We start from the raw sequence: 11834 nt of genomic DNA, 5'->3' as shown, positions 1-11834 counted from the left end.
GTTTTTACATCGCCGACTGCTGTCGAATCTGTCACAATTCGGCCCTATTCGAGGTGCGATAGCGCTTTCTGGCCGTCAGTATTTCGACTGATGTCTTGAACGTTTCAAGTAGGGCATTTCCCACCACCAATCGAGGTTCTCTGAAGCCGCATGCCTGCCGAGATCCGCACGGCCCGCGCGTCTGACGTCGATGATCTCGCCGCCATAGAGAAAGCTGTTTTCTCGACCGACCGTATTTCCCGCCGCTCCTTCCGCCTGTTTATCGAACGTGAAACCGCCGAGACCCTGGTCGCCGAAGTCGATGGCCGCTTGGCCGGCTACGCGATCGTGCTGTTTCGCAAGGGAAGCGGCGTGGCGCGCCTCTATTCGATCGCCACCGGTCCGTTTTTCGGTGGGCTAGGTGTCGGCCGCATGCTGCTCGGATCCGCCGAAGAGGCCGCCTTCGAACACGATCGCATGATGCTGCGTCTCGAGGTGCGCGAGGACAACAGCCGCGCGATCCGCATCTACGAGCAAGCCGGCTATCGCAAGATCGGCCGCGAACCAGGCTACTACGAGGATGGCGAGACGGCGCTGCGCTACGAAAAGACCTTGCGCGGCGACGTTCCGATCGCCACCAAGGTGCCGTTCTACCAGCAGACTTGCGAATTCACTTGCGGCCCGTGCTGCCTGATGATGGCCATGGCCAATTTCGATCGCGGCTTCGTGCCGGATCCGGTCATGGAAATCCGCCTGTGGCGCGAGGCGACGACCGTCTTCATGATGTCGGGGCCGGGCGGGTGTGAGCCTTTCGGCCTTGCTGTCTCGGGGTACGAAAGCGGGCTTGCGGCGGAGGTCTACGTCTCCTTCTACGGCGCGCTGTTCCTGCAATCGGTGCGCAGCGAGGACAAGCGCCGGGTGATGGAACTGGCCCAGGTCGACTTTCGCCGGCGCGCGGAACTTTACGGCATCCCGGTGAATTACCGTCCGTTCACCATCGACGATATCAGGGCCGCGATCGCTGGGGGAAAACTGGTGCTGGTGCTGATCAGCGGCTTCCTGATGTTCGGAAAGAAGGTGCCGCATTGGGTGCTGGCGATCGGCGATGACGGCGACCATATCCTGATCCACGATCCTTGGGTCGAGGACGAAAGGCAGGAGACCATCCTTGATGCCGCCAATATTCCCGTGCCTTACGGCATCTTCATGAACATGGCGCAGTTTGGCCGCGACGGACTGCGTGCCGCCATCACTCTGGGAAAGCGCTGATAACAATGACCTGGGTTATTCTTACAGGCAGGCAGAGCGATCTCGACCAGGTGGCGACACCACACAAGATCATCACCAATCGCGACTATCTCGCGCATCCTTCGTTGTTTCGCGGCCAGCGCCCGAAAGTCATCAACCTCTCGAACAACTACGCCTACCAGAGCCGAGGCTACTATGCCTCGCTGCTGGCAAGCTCGCGCGGGCATAAGGTGATCCCGACGGTCGAGACGATGATCGACCTGTCGGAGCGCAAGCTTTATGAGCACGCGCTGCCGGAACTGGAGCTGGCGCTCAACAAATGCCGCAAGGACCTCGGCGGCGCCTTCCCGCAAAAAGTCTGCATCTTCTTCGGCATCGGGCCGTCGAAAATCTGGGACCGTTTCGCCAAGCTGTTGTTCGACTGGTTCCGCGCACCGGCGCTCGAAGTCCACATCAAGGACAGCGCCGAATGGGCCTCGATCCGCAAGATCGGCTTCCATCCGCTGGCGCGCATGACCGAGGACGAGGAAAAAAGCTTCATCCAGTGCCTGGAGACCTACACCAACCGCGAGTGGCGCGACACCAAGGGCCGCACGCCGGCGCGCTACACCTTCGCCACGCTGGTCGATCCACATGAGGAATTGCCGCCGTCGGAGATATCGTCGCTGCGCTATTGGGCCAAGATCGCCGAAAAAATGGGCGTCGAAATCGAGCCTATCACCAAGCGGGACCTCGCCAAGCTCGCCAACTACGACGCGCTGTTCATCCGCGAGACGACTTCGATCTCCAACCACACCTATCGTTTCGCCCGCCGCGCCCAGCAGGAAGGCATGCCGGTCATCGACGATCCGTTGTCGATGATCCGTTGCACCAACAAGGTCTATCTCAACGAGCTGATGGCCTACAACAAGGTCCCGGTGCCACCGACGGTGATGATCGCCGGTACCTCGGACCTCGAACTGGCGGCGCAGACACTGGGCTTTCCGCTGGTGCTGAAAATCCCGGATTCGTCTTTCTCACGCGGCGTCAAGAAGTGCGCCAACTTCGATGAACTGAAGACGCTCGCCACCGAATGGCTGGAGGATTCCGATCTTCTGATCGCGCAGAAGTTCATTCCGACCGAATATGACTGGCGCGTCGGCGTGCTCGGCGGCCAGCCGCTGTTTGCCGTGCATTATCTGATGGCCAAGAAGCACTGGCAGATCGTCAATCACAAGGCCAACGGCAAGCCCGACCAGGGCGGCATCAAGACCTTCACGCTGAAGGAAACGCCGGCGCATGTCGTCGAGACGGCGGTAAAGGCGGCGCGCTGCATCGGTGACGGGCTCTATGGCGTCGACCTCAAGGAAACCAAGGACGGCGTCTTCGTCATCGAAGTGAACGACAATCCCAATCTCGACCATGGCTGGGAGGACTCCGGCGAAAAGGACGAAGTCTGGGTGCGGCTGACGCAGTGGTTCCTGGAGCGGCTGGATCGACCTGGGCGGTAGTCAACCGGGCTTCGAGGTTTTGCCGGCTGCGATCGCAAGGAGATCTACCGCACCTTTCGTGATGGGGACCGGGCGAGCTCCGCGTGCACCACATCGCGGCTGACATAACCGCATAGAGTTGCATGCCGAGCATCACGCGGTGCGCCTTCTCATCAACTGCCGCAGTTTCATACGCTGATTGGAGGGCATTTGAAGGTGGTCGAGCCGAGCTCTGTCAGCTTCCACGGCAAATACTTCGAGATGCTACGCTGATGAAGGCCGGCTCACCCGGTTTGGCTATGCACCGAACGGGATTCTAACAGGCGCTGAATATCGGCCGCCTTTGACGGCACGCCGATCAGATAGCCCTGCGCCTCGTTACAGCCATTGCCTCTCAGCATGTCGAGCTGCGCCTCGGTCTCGACACCCTCGGCGGTGACGGTGATGCCAAGCTCGGCACCCAGCCCAATGACGGTGCGAACGATCGCCGCAGTGTCGCGATTGCCCAGATCGTGGATGAACGAACGGTCGATCTTGATCTTGTCGACGGGAAAACGCCTGAGATAACCGAGCGAGGAATAGCCGGTGCCGAAATCGTCGAGCGCGATGCGAATGCCGAGCCCGCGCAACTGCCGCAATGTCCTCAGCACGGCTTCACTCTCATCCATCAGCACGGTTTCGGTGATTTCCAGTTCCAGCCGGTCGGCGGGCACGCCGGAAAAGGCGAGAGCCGAGACGACGCTACGGGCAAAGTCGCCGCTTTTGAGCTGCACGGCCGAGACATTGACCGCGATGCGCAGGCCGGCTGGCCAGCCTGCCGCAGCGCTGCAAGCCTTTCTCAGCGCCCACTCGCCAAGCGGCACGATCAGTCCGATTTCTTCGGCGACCGGAATGAACTTGTCGGGCGCCACCGTGCCCCGCTCTGGCGAATGCCAGCGCATCAAGGCTTCGGCACCGACGATCTCACCGGAGGCGATGTTCATGATGGGCTGGAAATCGAGATCGAACTCCTGTCGAGGCAGCGCTGCCTCGAGGTCGGTCTCGAGTGCGCGTCGTGCCCGCACCATGGCGTCCATTCCGGGCTCGAAAAAACGGTACAGATTGCGCCCTTCGCTCTTCGCCCGGTAGAGCGCCGTATCGGCGTTTTTCAGCAGCGTATCGGCGTCGCTGCCATCGTCGGGAAACACAGCGATGCCCATGCTGATGCCGACATGCATATCGCGGCTCTTGTCGCGGAAGGGTTTTGCGATCGTTTCGACGATCCGCTTCGCCAGTTTCTCAGCATCGGCGATACCCTTGAAATTGAACTGGATAATGACGAATTCGTCGCCGCCGAAACGGGCGACGACATCCGTTTCACTGCGCAGGCAACGCTGCAGCCTGTCGGCCACGGTCTTCAGCAGCCAGTCGCCGGCCGGGTGCCCCCAGCTGTCGTTGATGGCCTTGAAGCGATCCAGATCGAGCGAGAAGATTGCTAGCGGCGTAGCCGCCGGGTCTTCCAACGCAAGATCGAGGCGTTCGCGAAACATCTGGCGGTTGGGCAACCCGGTCAGCGTGTCGTGATGCGCAAGATGTGTCATGCGCTCTTCGGTGCGGCGGCGTTCGGTGACGTCGTCGAAGGTCGCCACCCAGCCGCCGCTCATCGGCTGGCGTGTGACCAGAATCGTCCTGCCGTCGGTAAGATGCCGATACGCCGAATGCATTTTCCCTGCCACCAGGCAGGCTTCGGTTTTGGCGACTTCGCTATCGACGTCGATCTTCGTATAGATGCCAAGTTCCAGCAATCGTTCGAGTGCGTCGCGGTGCGTCGTCCCGAGCGGGAAGTCCGCCGCGGTGACGTTGTAGAGTTCCAGAAAGCGCCCGTTGCGCACGATCATCTTGCCATCGGCGTCATACATCAGCAGGCCCTGCGACATGTTGGCGAGCGCGGCGTCGAAGCGGCGGTGCTGCTCCTTGAGCTCTTGTTCGGCGCGCCGGTGTTCGGTGATGTCCTCGTAGATCGAGACCCAGCCGCCCAGAGCCAGCGGGCGATGCGAGATGTTGATGATGCGACCATCCGACAACGTCTCCTCATAGGTCGAGGGTTTCGCCTGGTCGATATAGGGCTTGCGGATGGCGTAGAGCTGTTCGGCGCTTTCCGAGGCGATGCCTATGTCGACGCTATGGCGCAGAATGTCGAGGAACGGGATGCCGGGCCGTATCACCTTGGGGTCGAGACAGAAGATGTTGATATAATTGCCGTTGCAGATGATCATCCGCTCGTCGGCGTCGAACATGCAAAGGCCATGCGACATGTTTTCGACCGCGGCCGAAAAACGTTCGTTCCGTTCGCGCAGTTCGTCTTCCATATGGCGCGAGCGATCCATGCCTTCGGGCTCCCGATCCGGGACGGCCGAACCACCCTTGGCATCAGCGACGGGCATGAGGCGCCTGCGGATCGTCATCGAACGAGCTACTGTGGTCTCCGCCGGTTAATTTAGCGTTTTAGCCGACCGCGGACGCCGAAGCCTGATGCCGCGACCTCTCGATGGCGGAAAACCGCTTCAGGAACGCATTCTGCGCCCAGGTCACCGATCGCGGCGTGAGGTCGAAGCGGTCGGCATTGAAGCCGCGCGGACGGCCGAAGAATTCGGTCGCCTCGGCGGTCGAAAACCCGGCAAGCAGCGTCGCCTCGAAATAGGCGGCGATCTGGTCGGCGCGCTTGATCTCCTTGCGCAGCGCGGCAGCTGGTTCCGGCGGCAGCGAGAAGCGCAGATGGATGGCGCGCTGCAACCGCAACTCACAGTCCTTGTAGCTTCCGCCCATCACCGATTTGAACGGTGAGATCATGTCGCCGATGACATATTCGGGGGCGTCGTGCAGCAGCGCGGCCAGCCGCGCATCGGGCGAAGCCTCAGGCACCAGATCGCAGAACAGCGCCTCGACCAGCAGCGAGTGCTGGGCAACCGAAAAGGCATGTTCGCCGCTGGTCTGGCCGTTCCAGCGGGCAACGCGGGCGAGCCCATGCGCAATGTCCGAAATCTCGATATCGAGCGGCGAGGGGTCGAGCAGGTCGAGTCGGCGGCCCGATAGCATACGCTGCCAGGCGCGTGCCGGCGCGCCGACACGGTCGGCCGCCATCAGGCCTCCTCCGCGCTGACGGCTTCCTGCGGGAAGGCGAATTTTGCCCAAGTCGGGATGGCAAGTGAAACGGTGGCGTCCCCGGCCATGATCGGCTGACCGGCGTCGATCGCCGCCTTGATCCGGTCGATGCGGGCAATGGCCAGACCTGTCGTGCCGACAGTCGAGCCGAGCGTGCCAACCGGCCGTCCCGCGACGGTTAGCTCGGTGCCTGATGCGGGTAGGGACCTGTCGGCCGATGCAATCAGTACGCGCCGCCGGGCCGTGCCGCGATGCTGCATGCGCGAGACGACCTCCTGGCCGACATAGCAGCCCTTTCTGAAACCGACACCGCCGGTTTCGTCCAACAGCACGTCATGGGGGAAAGCGTCTCCAAGTTGGTAGTCGCTGCCGCTTTCGGCAACACCGCCGGCGATACGGAAGGCGTGCCATGCGGCGAGGTCGCTTCGATCATCGGTTTTGCTATAGGAGCGCGCGACGGCGCCGCTCGGAAAGCGCGTGTCTGTCACCGCCGTTGAATCGGATTGTGAGGGGGTTGATTCCGGTCCCCATGCGACGGTGACAAGCGCCTGATCGGATTTGGCAATCTCGACCTTGGCGCGCAGTCTGTAGAGCGTCAGCCGGCGCATGAAATCGTCCGAGATATCGGCACGGCATTCGAGCCGGAATGCATTCTTGCCGGCGCGCGAGATGAGGAAATCGAACAGGATCTTGCCTTGCGGCGTCAGCAGCGCGCCGGGCTTCGCCTCGCCAGGTGCCAATATGTCGAGATCGGTGGTCAGGATGTTCTGCAAAAAATGCTTGGCGTCGGGACCCGAGACGGAAATGAGGGCGCGGTCTTTGAGCTGGGCAAAGGGCATGGGCGGAAAGCAGCCTGATCTTGCAAAATGGTCGGCCTTTACGTAAGCCGCTGGCACTCCCCCCGCAAGAGAGCATGGCCATGATCTACGACCTCATCCTGACAGGCGGCACAGTGGTCAACCATGATGGCGAAGGGGTCCGCGATATCGGCGTGAAGGACGGGCGCATCGCCACCATCGGCGATCTCCGCCAAGCTTCGGCCGGCGAGACGATCGACTGCCGCGGCCTGCATATCCTGCCGGGTGTCATCGACAGCCAGGTGCATTTTCGTGAACCTGGACTGGAGCACAAGGAAGATCTGGAAACGGGTTCGCGCGCGGCGGTGCTTGGCGGCGTTACCGCCGTGTTCGAGATGCCCAACACCAATCCTTTGACCACCAGCGAGGCAGCGCTTGCCGACAAGGTTCGGCGCGGCAGCGGTCGCATGCACTGCGATTTCGCATTCTGGGTCGGTGGCACCCGCGAGAATGCGAAAGATGTCGGCGAGCTCGAGCGGCTGCCGGGCTCGGCCGGGATCAAGGTTTTCATGGGCTCGTCCACCGGCGATCTGCTGGTCGAGGACGACGAGGGCGTGGCATCGATCCTCCGAAACACGCGCCGTCGCGCAGCCTTTCATTCCGAGGACGAGTTCCGGCTGCGCGAGCGTCTGAACGAACGCATCGATGGCGATCCGTCATCGCACCCGGTCTGGCGAGATGAGATCGCCGCCTTGCGCTGCACCGAACGGCTTGTACGCATCGCGCGCAATGTTCGCGCCCGCATCCATGTCCTGCACATCTCGACGGCCGAGGAGATCCTATTCCTCGAACAGCACAAGGATGTCGCGACCTGTGAGGCGACGCCGCATCATTTGACGCTGAGCGCGGACGATTATGCGCGGCTCGGCACGCTGATCCAGATGAACCCGCCGGTGCGTGCCGCGCGCCATCGCGATGGCGTCTGGCACGGCATCGCGCAAGGCATCGTCGACGTGCTCGGCTCCGACCACGCGCCGCACACGCTGGCCGAGAAGGCAAAGCCCTATCCGACTTCACCCTCGGGGATGACCGGCGTGCAGACGCTGGTGCCGATCATGCTCGACCACGTCAATGCCGGCCGATTCACGCTGCAACGCTTTGTCGACCTGTCCAGCCACGGCCCGCAGCGTATCTTCGGCATGGCTAGAAAAGGCCGCATCGCCGCCGGCTACGACGCCGACTTCACCATCGTCGATATGAAGCGGCGCGAAACCATCACCAACGCGCAGGCCGGCTCGAAAGCCGGCTGGACGCCTTATGACGGGAGAGAAGTGACCGGTTGGCCGCTCGGCACCGTCATTCGCGGCCGCCGCGTCATGTGGGAAGGCGAGATCGCCACGCCAAGCCAGGGCAAAGCGGTGGAGTTTTCCGAGGCATTGGTTGGATAGCTGGTTCAAGCGTCGGATTTTAACCGGCGATCCATTAAGTTAAGAGGGCTATGAACGCAGATATCGCGCCCATGATTGTCCCTGCCGAGTTTCCAGAGCTTGGTGCACTTGCTTGGAATCGCGACCCTGTGCGCTCGATTCCAGCCGGGGAGGCATTTGCGCTATTCGAGCGAAATTGGCGTTTTGTCGATCAAAAGCGGCTTTCGACGCGTGAAAAGCTGCTTATCCAGACTCTGGCAGATAAGTTTGGTCACGGCATCCTTTTGACCACTGTCTGAAGTTCCTTTCGGCCGGATGCCGGAATCGACGAGGGACCGCGTCGATAGCTGGCGGAACTCAATCCCCGGCGACGAAGAAGGTCCATTGTCCGGTGGGCGTAATGCCGACACGGTAGAAAATGTAAGCGCCGAACTGCTTCATGTCGTCGAAATCGCCAGCGGTGACGATCTTGAACAGTTCGACCCGCTGCTTGGCATCCAGCTTGTCCAACGGCATGGCAAAGAAATACGGCCACACATAGAGTTCTTCCGGCTTGCCGGCATCGAGGTGAACATAACCGGCATTGAGCACCTCTTCGAGGATGGCAAGGATCTCCTGGCCATCCGGATCACCCGAGAGGCCTTTAAGGAAGGCGATGGCGTCGCCGTCTATGTCGGTCAGCGATATCTGCGTCATGCTGCCGCCCGTACCGATCAAGGGCCGCAGTTTTTCGATGTCGCCGCCCTTGCAGGCCTCGACGATCAGATCATGCATGCGCCGGACCGGTTCCGGCAGCTTGCCGAGATCGTAGACAACCTCCGGCAGGGGCGTGTCCGGATCGACGCGCGGCCTGGTCACGCCGCCATCTGCCGGGCTGTCGGGCTCGGATTCGCCCGGAGCAGCCGGCTGGCCGGCCGGAGGCGGCGTTCCGACCGGGTTGGGCATCGGCACGGTGCTTCCCGGGGGCGACATGTCGTCGTCCGCCGGCTGCGTGACTGTTGGAGGTAGCTCTTCGCGCTTGATCTCGCTCAGCGCATAAGCGGGGCTGCTTGCGAGACATACAACCATGGGAATCGCGGCACAGCAAGCGGCGAAGCAGATGTAAAGGACCAAGCCACGCGGCTCGCCTGACATCGAAAAACTCACTGCCCGTTTCTCCCTGCTTCCGGGCATGACGCCCGAGCGGCGTTCCGTCGTCAAAGAGCCGGACGTCGGTTCAGTGCCGCAGCCGTTCAGGTTCGAAGGCGCCAGCAATCACCTTTTCACGCATACGGTCGAGCAGGGCAAGGGCCGAGGTCTCGCCATTGGCACGCAACATCTCACCGAAGGCGGTTTCGAGCGCTGCTTCGGCAATGATCTCGGGCTCTATGCCGGCGGAGAGACCTTCCGCCCAGGCCTCGCTGTGGCTTTCCACGGCGGTCAGGCGTTTTTCTTCCCGGACCAGCGCGTCGATGTCGTTGACACCATGTTCCATAAGCGAATGTCCACCTTTCAAGCAGCGATCCATCGATGTGGATCAGGCCTGATCTGTTCATTTCACACGCGAGGCAATTAAGTATTTGTAAATACGACATTTTTTTGATCGTATGTTACAAAGACCGGTTGCCTTGCGCGAGGCTGCGTTCGACCCGAGTCAAACTTAGCCGATTAGCGCGGCACGCGGGGCGAAAACCTTCAGTTTGAGTTAATTCCGCATTCTCGCGATAAGGTTTTGTTAATACTGTTGCAGAAGCGCCACATGAGGATTGCACCAAGATATCGCTTGGCACAAGCCGGACATGTCGGCTGTCACCGGCAATGGCCCGGATAATTGTTGATGAGGAGTTGAAACGCCCAAAGCACGTCGCTTTTCGTTGGAGTCAGGCAACGCGCTCTAGGCTTTCTAATTTATGCCGTCTTATCCAAAGCCGCTGCGCACTTTGGGCGACATGCCTAGTTGCCGTAACGCGAGGCGATATCGCGTGACAGCGTCTCGCCTTCCTTCATATAGCGGCTGATGGCTTCGGTCGCCGAGGGTGTGCACTGCGTATAAGTGCCGCCGAAGGAGCGATAGCCGCGATTGAAGCTGGCGATGAAACGGGCGCGCCGCTCGGCATCCGGATTTTCCGAATCGAGCAGCTTCTCCATCTCGACACGCCACTGGTCGCCCTTCTCGCCGCATAAATTGCGCAGGAAATGCAGCGACCCCAAAACCTCCGCCAATCGCATCAGCCCCGGCTCGAACGGCGACTCGGCGCTAAGTGCGGGCCGTATCGAAACGGCTGCGCTGACGGACAGGCATATGGCGAGGAGCATGGATGAACGGTTCATGAATCTTCTCTGCCGAACGGCATAAGCCGTTCTGGCTTTGCCAGACAGCATAAGTCTTTGTGACGAAACAATTTGTCGCCTGCAAGGCGATTTTCAGGACTGGGGCCTGCCGTGTCCGCCGGGATTCAACAAGTCTTCGGCAACCGCGAACACCGAGCCGGCAAGCGGCAGTGTCGCCATCTCGCTGAGCGTATAGAACGCAGCCGTCTCGGCGTCGTCGCTGGCCACCGCCTCACCGCCGGCATAGGCTGCGCCGAAGACCGTGAGGAGATAATCGACGGGGTGGCTGTCGTCCCTGCCGTCGATATGGATTTCCCGAAGCGGGTGGTAATCGGTGGCCCGCAAGCCGGTCTCTTCCAGCAGTTCGCGGGCGGCAGCCTGCTCCAGCGTTTCGCCGGGTTCGACCTTGCCCCCCGGAAAGGCATAGAGTCCTCGCGAGGGTTGCCGGGCTCGCTTGACCAGAAGCACGGTATCCGCACGCACGATGGCGACCGAGACTGCAGGCAGTATCTTACGCGCTTCGTTCATGGATCCCGATCAGGCGTGGAGGTAGGTCTGTTGTGGACCGCCCAGCATGGGCGAGCTTTAGCGGTTGCGCAACGCCGGTTCTATCGCCACTTTTGAACGAGACCATTCGAGGGCAGCAACAGACAATGTGCGGACGTTTTGCCTTGACCGCGACGCCGTATCAGACCGCCGCCGTGCTGGGCTTGGCCGAACTGGAGGAGTTCCCGCCACGCTACAACATCGCGCCGACACAGCCGGTCCTGATGGTGATCGCCGGCCCTCCGCGGGCGCCGGGCTCGAATCTGCCGGACCGCCAGCCGATGCTGGTGCGCTGGGGGCTGATCCCGACCTGGGTGAAGGACACAAGCGAGTTTCCACTGCTGTTCAACGCGCGTTCTGAGGGCGCTGCCGAAAAGGCCTCGTTCAAAACGGCGATGCGCCATCGCCGTGCTTTGGTACCGGCCTCCGGCTTCTACGAATGGCGGCAAACCGGTGGCAGGAAGGGGCAACCCTACTGGATCAGACCCAAGCATGGCGGGTTGGTCGCCTTTGCCGGATTGATCGAGACCTATGCCGAGCCGGGCGGTTCGGAAATGGACACCGGCGCCATCCTGACAGTCAACGCCAATGCCGATATCGCGCATATCCATGATCGCATGCCGGTGGTGATCGATCCCAGGGATTTCGCCCGCTGGCTGGATTGCCGCACGCTCAAGCCGCGCGATGTGGCCGACCTGTTGCGGCCGACACAACTCGATTTCTTCGAGGCGATTCCCGTCTCCGACCTCGTCAACAAGGTGACGAACACCGGACCGGAAATTCAGGAGCGGGGCGAGATCGGGCCGGAGCCCGAGAGGGTCAAGCGCCGGAAGCCCGGCGCGGACGACAGTCAGATGACGCTGTTTTAGCCTGAGGCCGTTGTTGAGAGGCGCATATCGGCGCCATCATGCCCGGCT

At 61.4% G+C, this 11834-nt stretch carries 12 protein-coding genes; 5 read left to right on the top strand and 7 right to left on the bottom strand.

The annotated features are described in order from the left end of the window. Positions 1-150 precede the first annotated feature (150 nt). Positions 151-1248: a peptidase C39 family protein gene (locus NKI20_RS21065; protein ID WP_352833838.1), complete on the top strand. Its 1098-nt coding sequence runs from the start codon at positions 151-153 to the stop codon at positions 1246-1248. Between the two features lie 5 nt (positions 1249-1253). After that, positions 1254-2717 (top strand): RimK family ATP-grasp domain-containing protein, encoded by a 1464-nt coding sequence (locus NKI20_RS21060; RefSeq protein ID WP_352599200.1) that lies wholly within the window; start codon positions 1254-1256, stop codon positions 2715-2717. Positions 2718-2980: 263 nt separating this feature from the next. Here NKI20_RS21060 and NKI20_RS21055 read toward each other — a convergent pair whose 3' ends face one another. From NKI20_RS21055 to ygfZ, 3 genes are all read right to left on the bottom strand, one after another. After that, positions 2981-5119: a putative bifunctional diguanylate cyclase/phosphodiesterase gene (locus NKI20_RS21055; protein ID WP_352833834.1), complete on the bottom strand. Its 2139-nt coding sequence runs from the start codon at positions 5117-5119 to the stop codon at positions 2981-2983. A gap of 61 nt (positions 5120-5180) precedes the next feature. Next, positions 5181-5816 carry an HD domain-containing protein gene (locus tag NKI20_RS21050; RefSeq protein WP_352599196.1) on the bottom strand — a complete coding sequence of 212 codons (636 nt, stop codon included), beginning with the start codon at positions 5814-5816 and terminating at the stop codon, positions 5181-5183. Then, entirely contained in the window at positions 5816-6676 is an 861-nt protein-coding gene (gene ygfZ / locus NKI20_RS21045; RefSeq protein ID WP_352833830.1) for a CAF17-like 4Fe-4S cluster assembly/insertion protein YgfZ, read from the bottom strand. Before ygfZ ends, NKI20_RS21050 begins: the two co-directional genes overlap by 1 nt. Positions 6677-6750: 74 nt before the next feature. On the opposite strand from ygfZ, the gene NKI20_RS21040 reads away from it, so the two are divergent. After that, entirely contained in the window at positions 6751-8082 is a 1332-nt protein-coding gene (locus NKI20_RS21040; RefSeq protein ID WP_352833827.1) for a dihydroorotase, read from the top strand. Positions 8083-8132: 50 nt separating this feature from the next. Further along, entirely contained in the window at positions 8133-8360 is a 228-nt protein-coding gene (locus NKI20_RS21035) for a hypothetical protein (RefSeq protein ID WP_352833824.1), read from the top strand. A 58-nt stretch (positions 8361-8418) separates the two neighbouring features. Here the strand turns inward: NKI20_RS21035 and NKI20_RS21030 are convergent, their stop codons facing one another. The 4 genes from NKI20_RS21030 to NKI20_RS21015 all read right to left on the bottom strand — a co-directional run bounded on the left by NKI20_RS21030 (position 8419) and on the right by NKI20_RS21015 (position 10899). Continuing rightward, complete coding sequence (locus NKI20_RS21030; RefSeq protein ID WP_352833821.1) at positions 8419-9207, bottom strand: hypothetical protein; 789 nt, start codon at positions 9205-9207, stop codon at positions 8419-8421. 70 nt (positions 9208-9277) lie between these two features. Next, positions 9278-9535 carry a hypothetical protein gene (locus tag NKI20_RS21025; protein WP_008874920.1) on the bottom strand — a complete coding sequence of 86 codons (258 nt, stop codon included), beginning with the start codon at positions 9533-9535 and terminating at the stop codon, positions 9278-9280. A gap of 458 nt (positions 9536-9993) precedes the next feature. Beyond that, positions 9994-10371: a TIGR02301 family protein gene (locus NKI20_RS21020; RefSeq protein WP_031261008.1), complete on the bottom strand. Its 378-nt coding sequence runs from the start codon at positions 10369-10371 to the stop codon at positions 9994-9996. Positions 10372-10464: 93 nt separating this feature from the next. Next, on the bottom strand, positions 10465-10899 hold the full coding sequence (locus tag NKI20_RS21015) for an NUDIX hydrolase (RefSeq protein ID WP_023762065.1): 435 nt from the start codon (positions 10897-10899) through the stop codon (positions 10465-10467). 125 nt (positions 10900-11024) lie between these two features. On the opposite strand from NKI20_RS21015, the gene NKI20_RS21010 reads away from it, so the two are divergent. Beyond that, entirely contained in the window at positions 11025-11786 is a 762-nt protein-coding gene (locus NKI20_RS21010; RefSeq protein WP_352833817.1) for an SOS response-associated peptidase, read from the top strand. Positions 11787-11834 lie beyond the last annotated feature (48 nt).

The organism is Mesorhizobium sp. M0830 (assembly GCF_040319965.1).
Lineage (GTDB): Bacteria > Pseudomonadota > Alphaproteobacteria > Rhizobiales > Rhizobiaceae > Mesorhizobium.
This window is presented reverse-complemented; position numbering and strand designations above follow the sequence as displayed.

Excerpts from the sequence above, each read along its gene's own strand:
- NKI20_RS21060 (WP_352599200.1), top strand. The coding sequence starts at position 1,254 with ATGACCTGGGTTATTCTTACAGGCAGGCAGAGCGATCTCGACCAGGTG.
- ygfZ (WP_352833830.1), bottom strand. The coding sequence starts at position 6,676 with ATGCCCTTTGCCCAGCTCAAAGACCGCGCCCTCATTTCCGTCTCGGGT.
- NKI20_RS21020 (WP_031261008.1), bottom strand. The coding sequence starts at position 10,371 with ATGAACCGTTCATCCATGCTCCTCGCCATATGCCTGTCCGTCAGCGCA.
- NKI20_RS21015 (WP_023762065.1), bottom strand. The coding sequence starts at position 10,899 with ATGAACGAAGCGCGTAAGATACTGCCTGCAGTCTCGGTCGCCATCGTG.
- NKI20_RS21010 (WP_352833817.1), top strand. The coding sequence starts at position 11,025 with ATGTGCGGACGTTTTGCCTTGACCGCGACGCCGTATCAGACCGCCGCC.
- NKI20_RS21025 (WP_008874920.1), bottom strand. The coding sequence starts at position 9,535 with ATGGAACATGGTGTCAACGACATCGACGCGCTGGTCCGGGAAGAAAAA.
- NKI20_RS21035 (WP_352833824.1), top strand. The coding sequence starts at position 8,133 with ATGAACGCAGATATCGCGCCCATGATTGTCCCTGCCGAGTTTCCAGAG.
- NKI20_RS21055 (WP_352833834.1), bottom strand. The coding sequence starts at position 5,119 with ATGCCCGTCGCTGATGCCAAGGGTGGTTCGGCCGTCCCGGATCGGGAG.
- NKI20_RS21040 (WP_352833827.1), top strand. The coding sequence starts at position 6,751 with ATGGCCATGATCTACGACCTCATCCTGACAGGCGGCACAGTGGTCAAC.
- NKI20_RS21050 (WP_352599196.1), bottom strand. The coding sequence starts at position 5,816 with ATGGCGGCCGACCGTGTCGGCGCGCCGGCACGCGCCTGGCAGCGTATG.
- NKI20_RS21065 (WP_352833838.1), top strand. The coding sequence starts at position 151 with ATGCCTGCCGAGATCCGCACGGCCCGCGCGTCTGACGTCGATGATCTC.